The organism is Aliiruegeria lutimaris, from assembly GCF_900099935.1.
In the GTDB taxonomy this organism is placed as follows: Bacteria; Pseudomonadota; Alphaproteobacteria; order Rhodobacterales; family Rhodobacteraceae; genus Tropicimonas; species Tropicimonas lutimaris.
Genome location: NZ_FNEK01000040.1, coordinates 14,999 through 36,570 on the forward strand (window position 1 = coordinate 14,999; position 21,572 = coordinate 36,570).

Sequence of the window (21,572 nt, forward strand, 5' to 3'; positions counted from 1 at the left end):
AGGCATGATCGAACCCGCCGCGAAACAGGATGCTGGAAATGGCCGACACGTCAGAATTTTCCTACGGAAGCCACCTGCAATTGGACAAGCTCCTGTCGACGCAGGTCCCGGTCTCGGGCCGGCATGACGAATTGCTGTTCATCATACAGCACCAGACGAGCGAGTTGTGGTTTCGCCTTGTTCTGGCCGAGATCGACGCGGCCCGCAGCCGCCTGAAGGCCGGCGATCTGCGCGGCGCGCTCAAGGCGCTGAAGCGTGTCGCGGTGGTTCTCTATCACCTCGTTCAGAGCTGGGAGGTGCTGCGGCAGCTGGATCCGGTCGATTTCCTGTCCTTTCGTGGTGACCTTGGCGAGGCGTCCGGGTTCCAGTCCTGGCAGTACCGGCTGCTGGAATTCGCGCTCGGAAATCGCGAGCGCCACATGCTCGACGCGCATCGCGACCGGCCGGAAGCCATTGCGCAACTGGAGGCAGAGCTTTCCCGCCCCTCTCTTTACCAGGAATGCCTGATTGTTCTGGACGCGGGGATTGGGGCGGAAATCCCTATCGAAGCGTTGGTGCCGGGGGGAGGTTATGAACAACAACAGGCGGTGCTCGATGGCTGGGCCGTGGTCTATCGCGACCGGGCGCGCCATGCGGAACTCTATGATCTCGCCGAACAGCTGATCGAAATCGAAGACCGGTTCCGCTGCTGGCGGTTCAACCATGTCACCACGGTCGAGCGGGTGATCGGCGCTAAAGGGGGCACGGGGGGCACGAGCGGCGTGCACTATCTCAGGCGCATGTTGGACGTCGTGCTGTTCCCGGAACTCTGGGAGGTTCGCACGGTGCTGTGAGGCGCCCGAGCTTTGCGCTTGCGTGCGGCAGTTGCACCTGCAAGGCATGGGCAAGGAAATTTTGGAGGTCGCTGAGAATGAATCTGAAAGTGGGTTTGGTCGCCTGTTCGCTGCTGCTGGCTGCGGGATGTGACACGTTTACCGGAAATACGAATTTTGCCGAGCGGAGCGAGACCGTCAGCCTGACCGGGACGGTCGAGGCGATCTTCCCGGAAGACCGGCTGTTCAAGGTCCGCAATGGTGGTACCGCCGTGGTCTTCCGTGCCGGACCGCAGGTCAAGAATTTCGCAGAGCTGGAAGTCGGCGACACTGTGACGATGGACTATTACGAGTCCGTCGCCGTCGGCATGGCCGACCCGGCCGATCCGGGCACTGCGATCGGTGAAGTCCTCGTCGGAACGGCCGCGGAGGGCGACAAACCGGGCGCTGCGATGGTCGGCTCCGGATCGACCGTGGTCGAGTTCCTGTCCTATGACGAACTGACCCAAACCGCGGAGATCAAGCTGGCAGACGGAACGGTGGAGCGCGTCGGCGTTGCGCCGGAAATGCGCGCCTTCGCGGCCGCGAGAACCGCGGGCGACCGGATCGCCGTCGCCGTGGACCGGGCGCTTGCCGTGGCGGTCGTTCCGAGCGAGTGACAACTGCCACCCGAAAAGATTACGGCCAGCCGTCATGGCTGGCCGTTACTGTTTAAGACCCTTTCGGCCTACCTTATTTCTTGTCGTCTTTCTTGCTCTGGACGTATTTCTTGAGCAGAAACATCGGCAAAACCATGATGGCGATCATCGTGGCGACCCAGACGATCAGGGTGCCCAGCAGCCAGGTGCTCAGACCGGTGATCTGCATCCCCCCAACCAGAATCGTGGTGATCCACAACCCGACAAAGGTGGTCACGAGCGCGACACCGCCCTTGAGCGCCGGCAGGCTCTTCTCGGACATGGACTCGATAACCGGACCGGCAATCGCGATGGCCAAGGAGAGCAGGAGCGTCGCGACGATGAATCCCTGCGCGGTAAAAGAGAAGGACTCGCCGAGCAGAACGCTGGCGACAAAAAGCCCGACCGCATTCGCCAGGATATGCGTGGCAATATTAATCAGCATCCGAACCATCTGGTCCTCCTAATTGGCTGTTTGAGACCGATAGTAACCTCCGAATGCCCTAATCCAAGGAATAATTGCGTGGAATCGTTGTGCTTAAAAAGCCTTCGGCTCTATCGTTTCGTCGGGCGGCTGTCGTATCCGTCCGATAACCTCGGTAGAAAGGCTCGCCATTTCGGCGCCACAACAGGAGAGAATTATGCCCATCCTTCATATTTTCTGGTCGATCTTTCTGATCTTCCTTCTTGTAGCTTGGTTCTGGACGCTGATTGCCGTGGTCAGCGATATCTTTTCCAGCGACGACCTCAACGGCATGAGCAAGGGGCTCTGGATGCTCGGAGTGATCATCGTGCCCTGGCTCGGTGTGTTGCTCTACTTGATCATTCGCGGTGACGCGATGCAGGAGCGCTCCCGCGCGGCGGCGGAAAAGCTTCAGGAAGCCCAGAAAGCCTATATCCGCGATGCGGCCGGTGCGGTTTCCACAGCGGACGAGTTGGATAAGCTGGCCAAGCTGAAAAACGATGGCGTGATTACCGAAGAGGAATTCGCCGCCCAGAAAGCCAAGCTGCTAGGCTGAATCGCCTTCTGCGCAAGCCACGGCGTTCTCGCATCGCTGGCTGATCTCTGTTCGCAAGATGCCGGGGCGGCGGCATGATTCGTTTTTTGCCGCCCCGAAGGTTCGATTTTGACGACGGATGGACCGTTTCAGTGCGTGACTGGTGGTGGTAGAGGCGCCGGCTGGAGCGCCGAATATCGCCTTTCGGCGGCTTTTGTCCGAACTGCGCCGAAGCCTCAGATTGAGACGCCGTGCGGTGTGAAGTCTTCTCAAGAGCGTCGTCAAACCGCTGTTCTGCAAGGAAATCGGTTTCGGAAACCCGCGGTTTCTCCCGTATTCTGCAGCTGCAAAATAATGATTTGAAAAGAGAAAACTCCCTAGGTCGGAAAATATCTCCCGACTGATGCAACTTTTCTGTTGCCGAAACCGGTTTCGGATCTTCTCGTAACAAGCAGGGAGAGAGACATGACTGATTTGGCCCAACGCAGGGTGACAATTCCGGGGCGACGCCAACGCGTCACCATTTCCGATCTTGCCGAGTCGCTTGGTCTGGCCAAGGGCACCGTGTCGCGGGCGCTCAACGGTTATCCGGATATTTCCGAGAGCACCCGGCTGCGGGTGAAACATGCCGCTGAGGCGATGGGCTACAGCCCGCTGAGCCATGCGCAGGCGATCCGTACCGGTGTCGTGCGCTCCGTGGGGCTTGTCCTGCAGACCACCGAGCACGATGGGCACCGCCCCTTCCTTGCCAGTTTCCTGGCCGGCATCAGCGAGGCGGCCTCCGAGGCGGATTGGTCGCTGACCCTGGCGACGGCGTCCTCCAACGAGGACACTGAACGGGTTCTGGGCCGGCTGGTGGGCGCCCACAAGGCCGACGGTTTCATCCTGCCGCGGACCTACATGGACGACCCGCGCATCGATTTCCTGAAAAAGAACCACGTGCCCTTTGTCCTGTTCGGTCGCACCCGCGATCCGGAGGGCTGCGCCTGGTACGATATCGAGAGCGAAGTGGCGATCGAGGAGGCTGTCTGCATCCTCTACGGCCTCGGTCACCGCAGGATCGGGTTCGTTCCGGGACGGGACGGCTACACGTTTTCCGAACTGCGTCTGGAGGGTTACCGCTCCGGGCTTGCCATGTGCGGCTTGCCGGACGCGCCGGAACTGATCGGGCAGGGGGCGCTCAACCCGGAGGCCGGCGAAGCGGCCGCCAGGGAATTGCTGACACTGGAAAACCCGCCGACCGCGCTTGTCTTTTCCGCCGACCGGGCCGCTTTCGGCGGTTACACGGCCGCCGAAACGCTCGGGCTCAAGATCGGCCGGGATGTATCGGTCGTCTCCTATGATGGCCTGCTCGAAGGCGGGATGTTGTCGCCCGCGCTTTCGACCTTTTCGGTCGATATGCGCCAGGCGGGGGTTCGACTGACCGAACTGCTCATTCGCAGGATCCGGGGAGAGGCCCCGGAGGATCTGCGTGAACTGGCACAAGCCAGGTTCGTTGCCCGTGGATCGCACGGGCAACCAAGTATGTCCCCGGCGGAACTCGCCCGCCGGGTGTCTAAGGAACTGAAATCCCAAGGGAGGAATTGATGTCGAAACATGGCAAATTGTTGACCGGGTCGGCGCTTGCACTGCTGCTATCCGGACTTGCGGCCAACGCGGATACGATCCGCTTCTGGACTACCGAGATCCAACCGGAGCGGATGGCCAAGCAGGAGGAAATGGCGAAGGCGTTTACCGCAGAATCCGGGATTGAAGTCGAGGTAATTCCGGTCGATGAAAAGGATCTTGGAACCCGCGCCACGGCCGCGTTCGCTGCCGGCGACTTGCCCGATGTGATCTATCATACTCTGCAATACGCCCTTCCTTGGGTCGAAGCCGGCATTCTCGACACCGATGCCGCCACTGAGGTGGTAGAGGCGCTAGGCCGAGACACTTATGCCGAAGGGCCGCTGGCGCTCGCTGCGGTTGAGGACGGCGTCGCCTCCGTGCCTGTCGACGGTTGGACGCAGATGATCGTTTATCGCAAGGACAAATTCGAAGAAGCCGGACTCGAGCCGCCGACGACATACGCCAACGTGCTTGCTGCGATCGAGGCGCTGCACAATCCGCCCGAGATGTATGGCTTCGTAGCCGCCACAAAAGTGGATGAGAATTTCATGAGCCAGGTTTTGGAGCATGTCTTCCTCGCCAATGGAGTCTCGCCCGTCGGCCCCGACGGCTTCATGCCGCTTGATGAGGCCAAGACCATTGAAGTGCTTGATTTCTACAAGGCGATCGTTGAAGCCTCACCGGCAGGCGAGCTGTTTTGGAAACAGTCGCGCGAGCTCTATTTCGCCGGTCAGGCGGCGATGATCATCTGGTCGCCCTTCATCCTTGATGAGTTGGCCGGCCTGCGCGACTCTGCCCCGCCAACCATCAACGATGACCCGACCTCCTCGGAACTGGCCTCGCTCACCGGTGTTGTCACCACCTTCTCTGGACCGTCCAATCCAGACGGCGCGGCCTGGGGCGACATCCGGTATCTAGGTATAACCAATGATGCCGATACCGAAGCAGCGATGGATTTCGTTGAGTTTTCGATGGGCGAGGGTTTCATGAACACGCTCTCGATCGCGCCCGAAGGCAAGTTTCCGGTCCGCAAGGGCACGGCTGACGATCCCGAGAAGTTCACGATGGCCTGGTCCAAGCTGGATGTGGGGGTGGACCGCAAGGCCCCGCTCTCCGAACTTTACGCTCCGGAAATGATTAGCGAGATCGTGGGCGGTCTGGACGTGGCCCAGCGTTGGGGCGTCAAGGAAGGGCAGCTGGCGCTGGCCTCCAAGATGATCAACTCCCAGGTCTTCAACCGGCTGGTGCGTGAGTATGTCGATGGCGAGCGCGATGCCGCGGCCACCGTCGCTGCGCTCAACGAAGAGCTGGCCAAGATCCAGTAAGCGGAAGACGGCCCCGGGGATGCGCTCCGGGGCCAACCACTCCATCACAGGCTCGCCCCATTTCCCCGCCGGCGACCAGCGGAGACCCAAATGACAACCGCAGTACCTCCAAAAGGTACAGGCCCGCTCGCAAAGCGCGAAGCGCGTCTGGCCTGGGGACTCCTGTTCCCGACGATATTCAGCGTGGCGATGGTCATCATCCTGCCTCTGCTGTCGATTTTCTGGATTTCCTTCAAGCCGGTACAGCTTGCCGACCTGCGCCCGCCGATCCCGGTTGTGCGCGAATCCGTCAAGGGAAAGCCCGAAGCCGCGGGAGATACCGCAACGATTGAATACCGCCTGTCCAACCGCAGCCAGGATGCGATCATCGAAGGCGTCACGCTCAAGGATGAATGGCCGGTGGGCGTGACCGTGACAGGTGAAATGCCCGAAGCCTGTGAGCAGACCGGAACGACCTTCTACTGTGACTTCGGCACCATCGACCCGAAATATAACGAGCGTTTCCGCATTGATGTGGAAGTCGGCCAAGAGTATTTCGACTGGGGTGGCGATCCGAAGGACAGCGAACCGGTCGTGACCGGCAAGGCCGATTTCGTTCTGACGAACGCCCAGTTCACGCTGGAGAATTTCAAGCGTGTCTTTGACGGCTCCGAGTTCTGGAGCGTCTTCGGGGTAACGCTGGCCTACACGGTTTTCGGCACCATCGGGGCCATCGTGGTCGGCCTGTTCGCGGCGCTTCTGCTGAACCACGAATTCCGTGGCCAGGGCATCCTGCGCGGCCTCTACCTCTTTCCCTATGTCGCCCCTGTCATCGCCGTGGCCTTCACCTGGGTGACGCTGTTTGACCCGACCTCGGGCTCGGCCAACGAATTGCTGATCCGGATGGGCGTGACCGACGAGGGCATCAACTTCTTCGGCCAGAAACCGCTGGCGCTGATCATGGTGATCGTCTTCGAGGTCTGGCGCTATTTCCCGCTCAGCTTCCTGTTCATCCTGGCCCGCCTTCAGGCGATTGACACCGACATGTACGAAGCCGCCGACATGGATGGCGCCTCGCCGTTCCAGAAATTCTGGTACCTGTCGATGCCCATGCTTCTCGGCATCCTCTCGGTCGTCTTCCTGCTGCGCTTCATCTGGACCTTCAACAAGTTCGACGACATCTTCCTGCTCACGGGCGGTAACGCGGGCACGCGGACGCTCACCGTGAACGTCTACGAGCAGGCTTTTGCCGTCTCGAATATCGGGGCAGGGGCAGCGGTCGCGGTGATCGTGTTCGGCTGCCTGCTGATCTTCTCGATCTTCTTCTTCAAGTTCATCAGCCGTGAGGAGGGTCTGTGAGATGAAAGCTCTTCGTCAAGGAAAGCTCGTGGGGCCGGTCATCGGTTTCCTCTGGCTCTTTGTCATCGTCACCACCGTCGCCGTCATGATGTCCTTCATCACCGGCGCCGCCTTCCGCCCCGGCCTGATCGGAACGTTGATCGTCGGCATGGGGCTCGGCCTGGCCGCGTTCAAGGTGACCAACAAATGGGCATTGATCGGCGGCGGCGCGCTTGCCACCTTTGCGCTGATGCTGGTCGGCCTCGGGCCGGTTCTGACCGGGGAAGGTGTCACCTTCACCCACAAGGTTCTGACCGCGCTCTTTGTCGGTATCGGTGCCGGCTGGCCGCTGGGTGCAATGCTCGGCGGGCACCCGATGGGGGAAATGAACCGGCACGAATTCGAGGGGGTCGTGATCTCCTTCCTCACCGGCTTCGGCTATGTCTTCTTCACCGCCATCGTCATCATCCCCTTCTACGTGATGGTGATGACCTCGTTCAAATCCCAGCAGGCGCTCCTTCAGAACCCGCTCGACTTCACGCTCGACCTGTCGAAGGGCTGGGGCCTGTTCCGATCCTACCAGGAGCTGTTCACCGATTTCGGCTTCGGCTCCTACCTGTGGACGTCCTTCTTCATATCCGTGGTCACCGTTTTCGTGACGCTGCTCTTCTCGGTGCCGGGCGCCTATGCGGTGGCACGGCTTCGCTTCAAGGGCGCGGCGGCCTTCTCCCGCTCCATCCTGCTGATCTACATGGTGCCGATGATCGTCGTCGCGCTGCCCATTTACATCGTCTTCTCGATGACGGGGCTGCGCAACTCGCTCTTCGGGCTGATCCTGATCTACCCGGTCACCACGATCCCGGTGTCGCTCTACATGCTGCAGGGCTATTTCCGGGGGTTGCCGGCCGAGGTGGAAGAAGCCGGCCTGATGGACGGTCTCTCCCGGCTCGCCGTGATCTGGAAGATTACCCTGCCGCTTTCGCTGCCCGCGCTGGCCTCGGTCTCGCTCTATGTCTTCATGATCGCTTGGAACGAGTTCCTGCTGGCCTTCATGCTGCTGGACGATCCCTCCAAGTTCACGCTGACACGCGGGGTGGCCTCGCTCAACTCCTCCGAGGTGCCACGACAACACCTGATGGCCGGCGCGGTGATCGCCACCCTTCCCATCATGGTGCTCTTCCTCGGGCTCGAAAAATTCATGACCAAGGGCCTGACGGCCGGATCGGTCAAGGGATAACGGTAAATGACCTACGAACATCTAGACGAAGAGGCCCGGCAGATCCTGCGGGACAACGACCGTGGCATCTATACCGTGCCCACCTCGGGCCTCTACCCCTACCAGTGGAACTGGGACAGCGCCTTCGCGGCCTGGGGTTTCTCGACCTTCGATAACAATCGGGCATGGGTCGAACTGGAGACGCTGTTCGCGTCGCAATGGGAGGATGGGATGGTGCCCCATATCATCTTCCACCGGCAGGTGCCGGAATACTTCCCCGGCCCGGATGTCTGGGGCGTGGATCACACGCCGCCGACCTCCGGCATCTCCCAGCCGCCGATCGCGGCGACCATGGCGCGCGCCGTCTACGAGAGCGACAAGGCGGCGGGCCGTGCCCGGCTCGAAGGTCTTTTCGAGGGGCTTCTGAACTGGCACCGCTGGTTCATGCAGGCGCGGATCACCGACGGTCTGTGTTGTGTCACCCACCCATGGGAATCCGGGCGGGACAATGCGCCCGACTGGGACAGCTCCATGGCCAATGTCGATACCTCGATGGTCGGCGAGTACAAGCGGCGGGACACCAGCCACGTCAATAACGACATGCGGCCGACCAAGCAACAATATGACCAGTATCTCGCGCTGCTCTATTTCTCTCGCGATTGCGGCTGGGACATTGACACGATCAACGAGAAATCACCGCTCCGCGTGGCCGATCCGGGCATGCATTTCATGCTGCTCCGCGCGCATCGGGACCTTTTGTGGGTCGCCGGGGAGCTTGGCAAGCCGGACGGCGCGGAGATTCAAGGCTGGATCGACTCGATGGTCGAAAGCGCCGAGAAGTTCTGGAACGAGGATGGTGGTTACTACGACAGCATCAACATGCGCGCGGGCGAATTCACTCACACGCTCTCCTGCGCCTCCTTTTATTGCTGGTACGCGGGCATCGACGAGACGCGGATGGTCCCCCATCTCGAACGGATCCTCGGGTCGGTCAAATACCCGGTCCCGTCCGTCGATCCGGCGCGGCCCGATTTCGACCATATCCGCTACTGGCGCGGCCCGCTCTGGTGCATGGCCAACAGCCAGATCGGCGCCGGTCTTGCCGAGATGGGCTATGCCGAGCTTGCCGAGAAGGTGCGCCTGGGAACCCGCGCCGTGATCGCCGATCAAGGATTTGCCGAATATCACAGCCCCGTCGACGGCACCCCCGCCGGCGGTCAACATTTCACCTGGACCGCGGCCGTCTGGCTTACCTTTGCCAGCCCGCAAGCCAAGGGAGGATTCTGATATGGGTTCGATCACGCTCAAGGCCGTCGAAAAGTGGTACGGCGAGGTTCAGGTCATCAAGGGAGTCGACCTTGAAATCAACGATGGCGAGTTTGTCATCTTCGTGGGCCCCTCGGGATGCGGAAAGTCCACGCTGCTCAGGATGATCGGTGGGCTGGAAGAGATCTCGCGCGGCAGCCTCGAAATCGACGGCAAGGACGTTACCGACCACCCGCCTGCCAAGCGTGGCCTGTCCATGGTGTTCCAATCCTACGCGCTCTACCCGCATATGTCGGTGGCCGAGAACATGGGGTTCTCGCTGAAGACGGCCGGTGCGCCCAAGGCGGAAATCGACGCCAAGGTGGCCGAAGCCGCCCGCATCCTGAAGCTGGAGAGCTATCTTGAGCGCCGGCCCAAGGATCTCTCGGGCGGTCAGCGCCAGCGGGTGGCGATCGGTCGTTCCATCGTGCGCGATCCGACGGCGTTCCTGTTCGACGAACCGCTCTCCAATCTCGACGCCGCGCTCCGGGTGGAGATGCGCTACGAGATCGCCAAGTTGAGCCAGAACCTCAACACAACCATGATCTACGTAACCCATGACCAGATCGAGGCCATGACGCTCGCCGACCGGATCGTGGTTCTGGAATTCGGTAAGATCGCCCAGATCGGCACGCCGAAAGAACTCTACGAGCACCCGGCGAACCTCTTCGTGGCGCAGTTCATCGGCTCGCCCAAGATGAACATCCTGCCCTGCACGACCAGCGATGGCCGGTTCCATCTTGAAGGCGGTCGTGGCGGCGCGTATGGCTTCGGCGGCAAAGCCGTGAGCGTCGGAGCACGGCCCGAACACATCACGCTCGGCGAACCGGGCGAGGGCGCCTGCGACGGTGTCGTCGACCTGGTCGAGTATCTTGGTGCGGATACCTATGTCATCATCGATGGCGGGCCGCTCGGGCAGATCACGGTTCGGGGGTCTTCCGAGGATCCGCACAAGCCGGGCGACAAGGTGGGCATCATCTTCGATGACAGATGGCAGCTCTTCTTCGATGCGGACGGATTTGCCGTAACGGCCTAAAAATCGAAAGACCAGCCCCATGCCGAGACAGGACCCCGACAGTTTCCTCCGCCGCCTCTTTGATATCGCCGTCGAAGTGGCCGACCCCATGGCCGTTATCCCGCGCGTGCTTCCCGAAAAGCCCAAGGGGCGGGTCGTGGTCATCGGTGCGGGCAAGGCCTCGGCGCGCATGGCGGAGGCCGTGGAAAGCGTCTGGGGGCCCTGCGAAGGGCTGGTGATTACCCGCTACGGCTACGGACGCCCATGCGAGGGGATCGAGATCGTCGAGGCCGCCCATCCCGTCCCCGACGAGGCGGGGCTTGTGGCAACCTCGCGCATGTTGCACCGGTTGCAGGGGCTGGGCGAGGGCGATTTCGTGCTTGCGCTGATTTCCGGCGGTGCCTCGGCGCTTCTGGTGCAGCCAGCGGGCGACATCACGCTGGCGGAAAAGCAGGCGGTCAATGCCGCGCTGCTCGCCTCCGGCGCCCCCATCGACAAGATGAACACGCTTCGCAAGCACCTCTCCCGCGTCAAGGGCGGGCAGCTCGCGGCGGCGGCCTATCCGGCCGACATGCTGTCGCTGATGATTTCCGACGTGCCGGGCGACGACATGGCCTTTATCGGCTCCGGCCCGACCGTCGGCGACGCGACCACTTCAGCCGATGCGCGGGCGATCATCGAAAAATGGAAGATCGAGATCCCGGCATCCGTCGACGCTGTGCTTTCGGTCGAGACCGGCGTTGTCGGTGTCGGCGACGAAAGGCTGTCCAAGATCGACAACCGGGTGATCGCCGCGCCGTCCCAATCGCTGGCCGCCGCGGTCAAGGAAGCGGCCGCCGCCGGCTGCGAAGTGCGCCTTCTGGGCGACGACATCGAGGGTGAAGCGCGCGACGTTGCGGCAGAACACGCGAAGGCCGCGCTTTCCGCGCGTGGCTCCAGGCCAGTGCTGCTGCTCTCGGGCGGCGAATTGACGGTGACGCGACGCGGCAACGGTGTGGGCGGACCGAACGCGGAATATGCACTGGCGCTGGCCGAGGCGCTGGACGGCGCCGAGGGGATCTATGCGATCGCCTGCGACACCGATGGTGTTGACGGCGCGGCGGAGGTTGCCGGCGCCGTGGTCACACCCCGGACCTTGGCGCGAGCCCGGGATCTGGGTGTCGACCCGGCCGAAGCACTGGCCCGGAACGACGCCCATACTTTCTTTGCCCGTCTGGAGGATCAGGTCGTTCCCGGTCCTACGCTTACAAATGTGAACGACTTCCGGGCGATATTGGTGCTGCCCAACGCCTGATGGCCGGATCCGCGCCGCTGGTCGTCGGGGCGGGCAAGCTGGCAACAGGGGGGGCGGATATCGTCTCACGACTTGTTCCAGGCTGGTCCGAGCCCTACATGGGAGCGCATGAAACGTTTCGTGCCCTTTCTCAAGAAGCCGCCGGTGGTTTCGGTCATTCGCCTCAATGGCATGATCGCTTCCGGCCAGCGTGGCCTGAACGATGCGGGGACCGCCGAGATGATCGAGCGGGCCTTTCGCAAGGGCAAACCCGTTGCGATCGCGCTTGCGATCAATTCGCCCGGCGGCTCGCCCGCGCAATCCTCCCTGATCGCGGCGCGTATTCGACGGCTCGCAGAAGAGAAAAAGCTTCCCGTTACGGCATTTGTCGAGGACGCGGCCGCCTCCGGCGGCTATTGGCTGGCCTGCGCGGCCGATGACATCATCGTTGATGCCAATTCCATCGTCGGATCCATCGGTGTGATTTCGGCGTCTTTCGGGTTGCACGAGGCGATCTCGCGGCTAGGCGTGGAGCGGCGCGTGCACACGGCCGGCCAGTCCAAGAGTTTCCTCGATCCGTTTCGCCCCGAAAAGGAAGAGGATGTGACACGCCTGCGCGAATTGCAGGACGAGATCCATCGCAACTTCATTGCGCATGTCCAGTCCCGGCGTGGGGACCGACTGACGAAAGAACCGGACCTTTTCACCGGGGACGTGTGGATCGGGCAGCGCTCCGTCGAGATGGGGCTGGCCGATAATGTCGGCCATCTTGCCGCCACGATGAAAGAACGCCACGGAGATTCGGTAAAATTTGTAAACCACGGGCCGCGCCGCAACTTGTTGCGGCGGTTCGGGCTGTCGATGGCGTCCTCGGTCGCCGCCGAAGTGGAAGAACGCGCCCTCTGGGCGAGATATGGCCTCTGAGTGCTGGTCAAGATCGTTACATTTTTCCTGATTGGGATCGCGGTGCTCGCGATGTTCGGCCGGCTGCGCTGGCCGGGCGGGGCGCGGCGTATCGACAAGAAAAGCGAAAACCCCGGTAAACCGCGCCGCTGCAAGGCCTGTGGAAATTACATCATCGGCAAGGGGCCTTGCCCCTGCGGAAAGGGCTAGCTGAATGCTGACCGACATTTCGTTGCTGGTCCTGGGGCTGAGTATCCTGCTTCTGGCGGGCGATGCATTGGTCAAAGGCGCGGTGAACCTCGCGCTGCGGGCCGGCGTCCCCGCGCTGCTGGTCTCGCTGACGATTGTCGCCTTCGGAACCTCGGCACCGGAACTGCTGGTGTCGGTGAAGGCGATCCTGAACGGCGCACCGGGTATCGCGCTCGGCAATGTCGTCGGGTCGAATATCGCGAACGTCCTGTTGGTGCTGGGCATCCCGGCGCTGCTGACGGGGCTGCATACGTCGGGCTGTGACAGCCGGAAAACCTTCGTGATGATGATGGTGGCGACATGCGTCTTCATCGGACTTGCCTATACCAATCTGTTCAACTGGATCGACGGTTCGGTCCTGCTGTTCGGACTGGCGCTGATGCTGGGCGACGCGTTGCGCTCGGCACACATACACCGACGTGAACGAAAGACTGCTTTCGCGGCAGCCGAGATGGCGGGGACCTGCTCTGCGATTGCGAGCGAGGAGGGCGAGGTCGAAGGCGCGGATGATTCTGTTCCGACCTGGAAAATATGGGTCTATCTCGGGCTGGGCCTGCTCGGGTTGCCGCTCGGCGCGGATTTGCTGGTCGATGCCGCGGTCAACATTGCAAATGATCTCGACGTGCCTGAAACGGTTATCGGCCTGACGCTGGTTGCGCTCGGAACCTCGCTGCCCGAACTTGCCACGACGGTGATGGCGGCGATCCGCGGCCAGACCGAGGTCGCCATCGGCAACGTGATCGGCTCTAACCTGTTCAACATGCTCGCGATCATCGGGATCGCCAGCTTCGTCGGCGACATTCCTGTCGATCCGCAGACGCTGCGTTTCGATATCTGGGTGATGTTCCTCTCCTCCGCGATCCTGATCCCGTTTGTCTTCTTCAAATGCGATATGAAGCGACCTGTCGGCTTTGTCTTGACCGCGGGCTACATAGCCTATGTTCTTCAGGTAATCGCCTGAGGAGGAGGGTCCTGTCATGACCGAGAAACGTGCATTGGTAACGGGCGCGGCGCGGCGTTTGGGGCGTTACATGGCGCTTTACCTGGCCGACCGAGGTCACGATGTGGCGATCCATTACCATGGGTCTGCCGATGACGCCGAAGCTCTCGTGGCCGAAATCGAGCGCATGGGACGCAAGGCGGTTGCGCTTCGGGCGGATCTGACGCGCGAGGCGGAGATGCAAACGCTTCTGCCCGCAGCCTCCGAGGCGCTTGGCGGGGCGTTCAACCTGCTGGTCAATAACGCGTCGATCTTCGAGGAAGATTCGCTTGCCACCGCCACGCGCGAGAGCTGGGATCGGCATATTGAGTCCAACCTGCGCGCACCGGTCGTTCTGACCCAGGCTTTTGCCGAGCATGCGCCGCGCGCTTTCCGCGATCACCATCACGAAGCGCTCTCACAGTCGCTCGTGGTGAATATCCTCGACCAGCGCGTGCGCAAGCTGACGCCGCTCTTCATGAGCTACACGATCGCCAAGATGGGCCTGTGGGCTTTCACCCAGACCGCCGCGCGCGATCTGGCGCCGCATATCCGCGTCAATGCCATCGGTCCCGGTCCGACCTTGCCGGCCGAACGGCAGAGCGAGGAGAACTTCCGCGCGCAGCGGGCGAACTGCCTTCTCGAACGTGGTTCCAATCCCGAGGATGTCTGTGCCGCGCTTGGATATTTCATTGATGCGCCCTCGGTCAGCGGTCAATTGCTTTGCGTGGATGGCGGCCAGCATCTCGCCTGGAAGACGGCGGATGTTATCATACCAGAATAATTCTTGATCGCATGTCACGTCACTTATGCACCTGCTGCAACGCCTTCACAAAACTGTCAGAAATCTTTTAAGATTTTCAAGTATTTGCCAGGCGGTCGAAAAAATACCTCGCAATATCAATTGTTTAATTTGGTGCACAAATATTAGGCATCGTGATGATTCACCCGGAAAAACAGGGGTATCAGCGGTTCGGACACAGGTTATCCAGAGGCTTATCCACAGAAAACGTGGACATGTTTGCTGTTGCCTCAGTCCCCGCTAAGTTGCAGCGATCCGGAGAATCGATGACGAGGTTTCATGGCAGAGGGTGACGCTCTCTCAGATGGGCAGACCGAGGCCGCCCAAAGCGGCGGGCCGACCGGGCATGACTGCATTCAGGGCTACCTGAAAATGCTCGATGCCTCGCCGGGTGTGTATCGCATGCTCGATGCGCAGGCGCGGGTGCTCTATGTCGGCAAGGCGCGCAATCTCAAGGCGCGGGTGTCGAGCTATGCCCGGCCCACGGGGCATTCGGCGCGCATTGAGCGGATGATCCGCGAGACCGCCTCCATGATGTTCCTGACCACGCGGACCGAGGCCGAGGCGCTGCTCTTGGAGCAGAACCTGATCAAGCAGCTCAAGCCGCGCTACAACGTGTTGCTTCGGGACGATAAGAGCTTTCCGAATATCCTTGTCTCCAAGACGCATGGATTCCCCCAAATCAAGAAGCATCGTGGCGCCAAGAAGGAGAAGGGCGCCTACTACGGCCCCTTCGCCAGCGCGGGCGCCGTCAACCGGACGTTAAACCAGCTTCAGAAGGTGTTCCTGCTGCGCAATTGTTCGGATTCGACCTTCGAGAGCCGCAGCCGGCCCTGCCTGCTCTACCAGATCAAGCGCTGTAGCGCGCCTTGCGTGGGCTATATTTCCGAGACGGACTATGGCGCGCTCGTGGGAGATGCCGAGCGCTTCCTGCAGGGCAAGTCGACTAATGTGCAGGAGGAGTTGGCTGCCGAGATGATGGCGGCCTCCGAGCGACATGAATTCGAGCGCGCCGCCGCCTTGCGCGACCGCATCCGCGCGCTGACGCAGGTGCAATCGGCTCAGGGCATCAACCCGCGCGGCGTGGCCGAGGCAGATATCGTCGGGCTGCACATGGAAGGCGGGCAGGCCTGCGTGCAGGTCTTCTTCATCCGGGCGCACCAGAACTGGGGAAATCACGACTACTATCCGCGCACTGGGGGCACGCAGTCGTCGGCCGAGATCCTTCGCTCTTTCCTCGCGCAGTTCTATGACGGCAAGCAGCCGCCGCGTCAGGTGATCCTGAGCCACGATATCGACGACCGGGAATTGATGCAGGAAGTCCTGAGCCAGAAGCTGGAGCGCAAGGTGGAGATCCTCGTGCCGCAGCGGGGCGAGAAGGCCGAACTGGTGGCGGGCGCCGTCCGCAATGCCCGCGAGGCGCTGGCCCGCAAGATGTCCGAAAGCGCGACACAGGCGCGGCTGCTATCCGGGCTGGCCGACGCGTTCGGGTTGCAAGCTCCGCCGACGCGGATCGAGGTTTATGACAACTCGCATATCCAGGGCACCAATGCCGTGGGCGCGATGATCGTTGCGGGGGCGGAGGGCTTTCTCAAGAGCCAGTACCGCAAGTTCAACATCAAGGGCGAGGAGCTGACCCCCGGCGACGATTTCGGCATGATGAAGGAGGTACTCACCCGCCGCTTCAAGCGCCTGCTGAAGGAAGACCCGGACCGCGAGAGCGAGGCCTGGCCGGACCTGCTGCTGATCGACGGAGGCGCGGGGCAGGTGAGCGCGGTGGCCGAGATCATGGCCGAGCTCGGCGTCGAGGACGTGCCTTTCATCGGCGTGGCCAAGGGCGTGGACCGCGATGCAGGCAAGGAGGAATTTCACCGCCCGGGCGAGAACGCTTTCGCCCTGCGTCACAACGACCCTGTGCTCTATTTCGTTCAGCGCCTGCGCGACGAGGCGCACCGTTTTGCCATCGGCGCCCATCGCCAGAAACGCGCCAAGGCGGTCGGCGCCACGCCGCTCGACGACATTCCCGGCGTGGGGGCCACGCGCAAACGGGCGCTGCTGGCCCATTTCGGGTCCGCCAAGGCCGTGGGCCGGGCGAACCTGGCCGATCTCAAGGCGGTGGATGGCATTTCTGCCGGGCTGGCCGAGAAGATCTACGATTTTTTCAACGAGCGCGGCTGACGCTTTCACCTGCCCGAATTCCGCGTTAGGTAGGGCCATGCGTTGGACCGTTCCGAATATCCTGACCATCATCCGCCTTCTGTCCGCGCCGGCGGTACTGATGGTCTTTCTCGTCCTGCCCCGTCCCTTCGCGGATTGGGTGGCGCTCATCCTGTTCGTAGGAGCCTCGGTGACCGACTGGTTCGACGGCTACCTGGCGCGCAGGTGGGGGCAGCAGACGAAGCTTGGCACGATGCTGGACCCGATCGCGGACAAGGCGATGGTGATCATCGCGCTGGCCGCCCTGGTCGGACTGATGGGACTGAACCCCTGGATCCTTTTGCCGGCGGCCGTGATCCTGTTCCGGGAAACCTTCGTCTCCGGCCTGCGGGAATTCCTCGGCGATACGGCGGGCACGCTCAAGGTGACGAAACTCGCCAAGTGGAAGACGATGGTTCAGATGGTGGCGATCTCCGTGCTCTTCATCAGCGGCATCTTCGAGCATCACGTGGGCGCGCTCAGCTTTGGCATGGATGCCGCGACGCTTCAGGGCGTGATGGAAGGCAACCTGTCAGATGCGCGCGGCCTGCGCGTCAGCATGTATGCGAAGGGCATCACCGGGACGCTCGGCGTGCTGCTGCTCTGGGTTGCCGCGACACTGACCTTTGTCACCGGGCTCGATTATTTCAACAAGGCCCGGCCCTATCTCAAGGACTGACCGATGATCGAAATCCTCTATTTCGCATGGGTGCGGGAGCGCATCGGCCTCCCGCGGGAGAAGGTCGAAACCACCGCTGGTACCGTTTCCGAACTGGTCGCGGAACTGTCGGCCCGCGAGGAACGCTACGCGCTGGCCTTCTCCGATCTGTCCGCGCTTCGCGTCGCAGTCGATCAGGAGCTGACCGATTTCGACGCGCCGTTGGAAGGCGTGCGCGAGATCGCCTTTTTCCCGCCGATGACGGGCGGTTGAATGGAAGTCCGGGTTCAGGAAGCGCCCTTTGCGGCGGGCGCCGAGCTTGACCGTTTCACGGCCCGCGCAGACGGAGCCGGGGCCGTGGTGAGCTTCTCCGGGATCGTGCGGGACGATAGCGGTCAGATGGCCGAGATGCTCATCGAACACTATCCGGGCATGACCGAGAAAGCGCTGGAGAGTATAGCCGGGCAGGCCGTGGAACGCTGGTCGCTCGCCGATGTGCTTGTCATCCACCGGTTTGGCGCGATGAAGCCAGGTGACCAGATCATGATGGTCGCCACTGCGGCGCGCCACCGCAAACACGCTTTCGAGGCCGCCGAATTCCTGATGGACTACCTCAAGTCGCGCGCGCCCTTCTGGAAACAGGAGCGTGGGCCGGACAGTACGGAATGGGTGGCGGCAAAGCAGGATGACGAGGACTCGCTCACCCGCTGGTGAGGCGCCCTGCCGGCCTGAAATATGGCAGGGCTCTCAGGAGTCCGCCTGCACACTCTCGATATAGTTGCGCAGCTCTTCGGCTTCTTCGCGGGCATCGCGCAGCCCGTCCATGGCGGCCTGCAATTCGGCCTCGGTCTGGGTGAGCTGGTTGGTCAGCTCCGCCTCGCGCTGCTGAAGATAGGTGATCGCCTGGTCGCGGGTTTCCTCGGCCTCGTGGAGCGACTGGGCCATCTTGTCGAGCTCGCCCATTTCGGACTGCGTCACCCGCGTCACGCGATGGATTATCCAGGACGCGAACCATCCGAGCAGAAATGCCACGAACAGGACCGCAGCGGTCGCGATGATGAATTCGGAGCGGTTCACTGGTTCTCCTCCGTGCCGGTCTCGGCAGTGTCTGACTCGTTTTCAGGCGCAACGGCCGCGCCGGTGGTTGCGTCCAGCGCCTCTTCCGAGGCGGAGGGATCGGTGGTCTCTTCGGCTGTCGCGTCGCTATCGGTGCCTTGGGCTGGCGCGGTCTCGGCCGCCTCGGCACCCTCGCCGGTGCCTTCCGCCCCGTTCTCGTCCATGGCGTCGTCCACCTCCGCGTCGGTCAGCAGCAGGAACTCGATCCGGCGGTTGGCCTCGCGGCCTTCTTCGGTGTCGTTATCGGCAATCGGGTTGCTCTCGCCGTAACCCTTCGCGTCGATCCCCGAGGTGAGAACCCGGCGGGCAACCAGTGCATCAAGCACGGCCTGCGCCCGTCCTTGCGACAGCTCCAGGTTCATTTCCTCGCGCCCCTGGCTGTCGGTATGGCCCGCGATCTCGATTTCCATCTCCACTTCGCGGCATTCCTTGAGGATGTCGGCAATGTCGTTGATCACGCCCACGGCGCTGCCCGAGATATCGGCCGATCCCGGCTCGAAGGTGATCTTGGTTTCCGACAGCAGGTCGTTGACATTGGCGACGCATTCTTCCGGGGTCGGCATGGCTGCGATCGGATCGAGCGCTTCCTCGTAGACAACGTCGATCTTGTAATGCTGGTTGTCGCCCAGCTTCTCGCCGAGAATGCGAGCAATCTCGGGCCGGGCGGCCTTGCTTCCGGTTTTGCCGCGCAGGGCGATGAAATCCTCCTGGATCATGGCCGAGCCGCTGTCGAGTTCCGACAGGGCCTGGAGCCCCGCCAGCACCCGAACGGGCCATTCGTCGGGCAGTTCTTCGTCGATCCGGGCGGCCGTATAGACGTTATCCACCCCGAAACGTGCCTTGGCAAAGCTCTCGACAGTGCTGCGGACCATGTCGTTGTTGAGCCGGCCCCGCAGTTGGACCTGCCCTTCGGGGCTGCGGGTGGCGGTGAATTCGGGCGGGCCGTCACCTTCGCCCGCGCCATCCATGACGACGGGTTCGGGTAGGACGGAATGCAGCGAAAAGACATCCGGCAGGTTGGATTCGAGTTCGCCCACGATGCGGTCGAACAGGGCCTGAGGCGTGGTTTCCAGGGCCACCAGCGTCACGTCGGCATCGGAAAAGGTTACCGAGCCGCCTTCGAATTCGGCCACGGCCCGGATGCCCTGGATCACCGCCTCGGCCCAATCCGTGGACGGAACGCCCAGCCCGAGCGTGCAATCCACCTCCCCCTCGAGGCCGGCTTCGGATGCAGCAGAGAGGATCCGTTCGCGCGTATGTGCTGTATCGGCCGAGCAGGCATCGAAATGGGGGCCGTTCTCGTCGATCAGAAAGCGCAGGGTAAAGGGCGTGATCACCGGTCGCGGCGCGGAAATCCGGTAGTCGACCTCCAGCCCAAGGTTGCTGCGCCGGCGCAGCGCAGCTTCGATTGCCTGCTCCATCTCGAGCTTCTGCTCCTCGGACTCGGCGATGGCGGTGATCTCGATCTTGCCCGCAGAGATCGAGATCTTGGAGCGCGGCAACCGGGCGAGCGCGTTCAGCCCGTAATGGACCGCAACCTCCCAGCCCTCGGGCGTGGGGTAATGCGCGGCCTGGAGCAGGTCGGTCACTTCCGATCCCTGCGCCAGCGACATGATCTCGTTCACCATGGCGGCGCGGTCCTGCGTGTCGGGGATCAACCCGATCAGGGTCACGCCTTCGTCGTTGCGCAGGATTTCCATCGAATAGCGCGGCGGCGCCAGCGGCTCGGAAGGCTGGACCGTCGTGCCATCGACAATCCGCGTCGCGTCCACCATCGTTCCGGCCACGTGCAGCGCGTTGAAACGCTTGGCCTCGCTCGGCGCGATCCCGCCGATATGAACCTGCAATCCATCCGTGTGGACATCGGCCCAGTCATGGCCCTGCTCGATCAGGGCGATGGAAACCGCCTTGCCGGAACGGTCCTCGATGATGTCGGCTGCCGTGACGGCGGCAAGCCAGCAAAACAAGGCGGCAAGGATTACGGCTGCCGCGGAAATGATCTTTGGGCCTAGGCGCATTTGTCTGTTCTTCTTGTTCCCAGTAGCGCTGTCTTAGAGGGGCAGGGCGGCGGGATCAATCTCCCGCTGACCGCAGGGCAAAACGCTTTCGGCTAGATCGCCAGCAGGGCGAGCACGAGACCGCCCACCAGGATCATGCCGGTCTGGGTCAGCGCCCGGAAGTTCGACAGGCAGGAATGCGGGTCTTCCAGTTCGACCGTGGCGGCAAGCCAGGCCATGTGCAGCCCCATGCCCCATGCCCCGATCAGGCCAAAGGCGAGTGCCAGCGGGTTGCCGGTCGGCCCGAGCGCAAGAAGGATGCCGACGGTCATCATCAGCACGGTGACCATCACGAACAGCCGCAGCCAGGCCGGCGTCTGGTCGCCAAAGAGCCGCGCGGTCGACTTCACGCCGATCAGCGTGTCGTCCTCGATATCCTGGTGGGCATAGATCGTGTCGTAGAAGATCGTCCAGGCGATGCCGCCGAAATAGAGGAAGATCGGCGCGAGCGAGAGATCGCCGGTATGCGCGGCCCAGGCCAGCAGCGTGCCCCAGTTGAGGTTCAGCCCCAGAATGAATTGCGGCCACCAGGTGAAGCGCTTGCCGAACGGGTAGAGCGCGACGAGGAAGATCGAGAGCACCCCGAGCAGGATCGCGGTGGAATTGAAGGTCAGCAGGATCAGGAAGGAGAGCAGCACCTGCACCCCCATCCAGATCATCGCCTGTTTCACCGTGACCTGCCCCGAGGGCAGCGGGCGCGACTTGGTCCGCTCCACAAGCGCGTCGATCTCGCGGTCGGTGATGTCGTTCCAGCTGCAGCCGGCGCCGCGCATCAGGAAGGAACCAAGGATCACGGCGACCACGATCCAGATGTCGAAAGTACGCCAGCCGGTCGCGGCGGCAGCGGCGAACAGGCCCCAGAAGGAGGGGATGACCAATGTCCAGAACCCGACGGGACGGTCTGCCCGCGACAGGCGCAGATAGGGACGCATCGCGGCGGGCGAGAAGCGGTCCACCCAGTTTCCATCTACGGCATCGGCCACGGCGCCGGGGACGGCAGCCCCGGAATTGGTTGCGTTGGTGTCTGGAGTCTGTAGGTCGTCGGTCATATGGTCCGCCCGGAACG

General features: G+C 62.4%; 22 protein-coding genes. 18 read left to right on the forward strand and 4 right to left on the reverse strand.

What is annotated here, in order from left to right; translation table 11 throughout:
• Positions 1 to 38: 38 nt before the first annotated feature.
• The gene (locus BLR85_RS17390) at positions 39 to 833 is read left to right on the forward strand and encodes a tryptophan 2,3-dioxygenase (RefSeq protein ID WP_244520766.1); all 795 of its coding nucleotides are present in this window, start codon (positions 39 to 41) and stop codon (positions 831 to 833) included.
• 77 nt (positions 834 to 910) lie between these two features.
• Complete coding sequence (locus tag BLR85_RS17395; protein WP_093159290.1) at positions 911 to 1,471, forward strand: hypothetical protein; 561 nt, start codon at positions 911 to 913, stop codon at positions 1,469 to 1,471.
• A gap of 73 nt (positions 1,472 to 1,544) precedes the next feature.
• Here BLR85_RS17395 and BLR85_RS17400 read toward each other — a convergent pair whose 3' ends face one another.
• Complete coding sequence (locus BLR85_RS17400) at positions 1,545 to 1,943, reverse strand: phage holin family protein (protein ID WP_093159295.1); 399 nt, start codon at positions 1,941 to 1,943, stop codon at positions 1,545 to 1,547.
• A 187-nt stretch (positions 1,944 to 2,130) separates the two neighbouring features.
• Here BLR85_RS17400 and BLR85_RS17405 point away from each other — a divergent pair, with 187 nt between their 5' ends.
• From BLR85_RS17405 to BLR85_RS17480, 16 genes are all read left to right on the forward strand, one after another.
• Complete coding sequence (locus BLR85_RS17405; RefSeq protein ID WP_093159299.1) at positions 2,131 to 2,508, forward strand: SHOCT domain-containing protein; 378 nt, start codon at positions 2,131 to 2,133, stop codon at positions 2,506 to 2,508.
• Positions 2,509 to 2,952: 444 nt separating this feature from the next.
• Entirely contained in the window at positions 2,953 to 4,074 is a 1,122-nt protein-coding gene (locus tag BLR85_RS17410) for a LacI family DNA-binding transcriptional regulator (protein ID WP_093159303.1), read from the forward strand.
• Entirely contained in the window at positions 4,074 to 5,420 is a 1,347-nt protein-coding gene (locus BLR85_RS17415; protein ID WP_093159308.1) for an ABC transporter substrate-binding protein, read from the forward strand. Before BLR85_RS17410 ends, BLR85_RS17415 begins: the two co-directional genes overlap by 1 nt.
• A gap of 90 nt (positions 5,421 to 5,510) precedes the next feature.
• Entirely contained in the window at positions 5,511 to 6,758 is a 1,248-nt protein-coding gene (locus BLR85_RS17420; RefSeq protein WP_093159312.1) for a carbohydrate ABC transporter permease, read from the forward strand.
• A gap of 1 nt (position 6,759) precedes the next feature.
• Positions 6,760 to 7,974 carry a carbohydrate ABC transporter permease gene (locus BLR85_RS17425; RefSeq protein ID WP_093159316.1) on the forward strand — a complete coding sequence of 405 codons (1,215 nt, stop codon included), beginning with the start codon at positions 6,760 to 6,762 and terminating at the stop codon, positions 7,972 to 7,974.
• A 6-nt stretch (positions 7,975 to 7,980) separates the two neighbouring features.
• Positions 7,981 to 9,240, forward strand: a complete 1,260-nt coding sequence (locus BLR85_RS17430) for an MGH1-like glycoside hydrolase domain-containing protein (RefSeq protein ID WP_093159320.1) — start codon at positions 7,981 to 7,983, stop codon at positions 9,238 to 9,240.
• Position 9,241: 1 nt separating this feature from the next.
• Complete coding sequence (locus BLR85_RS17435; RefSeq protein ID WP_093159325.1) at positions 9,242 to 10,294, forward strand: ABC transporter ATP-binding protein; 1,053 nt, start codon at positions 9,242 to 9,244, stop codon at positions 10,292 to 10,294.
• 19 nt (positions 10,295 to 10,313) lie between these two features.
• Entirely contained in the window at positions 10,314 to 11,567 is a 1,254-nt protein-coding gene (locus tag BLR85_RS17440; RefSeq protein ID WP_093159330.1) for a glycerate kinase type-2 family protein, read from the forward strand.
• A 108-nt stretch (positions 11,568 to 11,675) separates the two neighbouring features.
• On the forward strand, positions 11,676 to 12,470 hold the full coding sequence (locus BLR85_RS17445; protein WP_093159335.1) for a S49 family peptidase: 795 nt from the start codon (positions 11,676 to 11,678) through the stop codon (positions 12,468 to 12,470).
• Positions 12,471 to 12,659, forward strand: a complete 189-nt coding sequence (locus tag BLR85_RS17450) for a hypothetical protein (RefSeq protein WP_093159339.1) — start codon at positions 12,471 to 12,473, stop codon at positions 12,657 to 12,659.
• 4 nt (positions 12,660 to 12,663) lie between these two features.
• The gene (locus tag BLR85_RS17455) at positions 12,664 to 13,659 is read left to right on the forward strand and encodes a calcium/sodium antiporter (RefSeq protein WP_093159344.1); all 996 of its coding nucleotides are present in this window, start codon (positions 12,664 to 12,666) and stop codon (positions 13,657 to 13,659) included.
• 16 nt (positions 13,660 to 13,675) lie between these two features.
• Entirely contained in the window at positions 13,676 to 14,461 is a 786-nt protein-coding gene (locus BLR85_RS17460) for an SDR family oxidoreductase (RefSeq protein WP_093159349.1), read from the forward strand.
• A gap of 297 nt (positions 14,462 to 14,758) precedes the next feature.
• Positions 14,759 to 16,657 (forward strand): excinuclease ABC subunit UvrC, encoded by a 1,899-nt coding sequence (uvrC, locus tag BLR85_RS17465; protein WP_093159354.1) that lies wholly within the window; start codon positions 14,759 to 14,761, stop codon positions 16,655 to 16,657.
• A 37-nt stretch (positions 16,658 to 16,694) separates the two neighbouring features.
• Entirely contained in the window at positions 16,695 to 17,354 is a 660-nt protein-coding gene (gene pgsA / locus BLR85_RS17470) for a CDP-diacylglycerol--glycerol-3-phosphate 3-phosphatidyltransferase (RefSeq protein WP_093159358.1), read from the forward strand.
• A 3-nt stretch (positions 17,355 to 17,357) separates the two neighbouring features.
• Complete coding sequence (gene moaD, locus BLR85_RS17475; RefSeq protein WP_093159363.1) at positions 17,358 to 17,606, forward strand: molybdopterin converting factor subunit 1; 249 nt, start codon at positions 17,358 to 17,360, stop codon at positions 17,604 to 17,606.
• On the forward strand, positions 17,607 to 18,047 hold the full coding sequence (locus BLR85_RS17480; RefSeq protein WP_093159369.1) for a molybdenum cofactor biosynthesis protein MoaE: 441 nt from the start codon (positions 17,607 to 17,609) through the stop codon (positions 18,045 to 18,047).
• A 33-nt stretch (positions 18,048 to 18,080) separates the two neighbouring features.
• Here the strand turns inward: BLR85_RS17480 and BLR85_RS17485 are convergent, their stop codons facing one another.
• From BLR85_RS17485 to ubiA, 3 genes are all read right to left on the reverse strand, one after another.
• Positions 18,081 to 18,410, reverse strand: coding sequence for a hypothetical protein (locus tag BLR85_RS17485; RefSeq protein ID WP_093159374.1), 330 nt, complete (start codon positions 18,408 to 18,410; stop codon positions 18,081 to 18,083).
• Positions 18,407 to 20,467, reverse strand: a complete 2,061-nt coding sequence (locus tag BLR85_RS17490; protein WP_093159379.1) for an OmpA family protein — start codon at positions 20,465 to 20,467, stop codon at positions 18,407 to 18,409. Before BLR85_RS17490 ends, BLR85_RS17485 begins: the two co-directional genes overlap by 4 nt.
• Before the next feature lie 92 nt (positions 20,468 to 20,559).
• Positions 20,560 to 21,555, reverse strand: coding sequence for a 4-hydroxybenzoate octaprenyltransferase (ubiA, locus tag BLR85_RS17495; protein ID WP_093159384.1), 996 nt, complete (start codon positions 21,553 to 21,555; stop codon positions 20,560 to 20,562).
• Positions 21,556 to 21,572 lie beyond the last annotated feature (17 nt).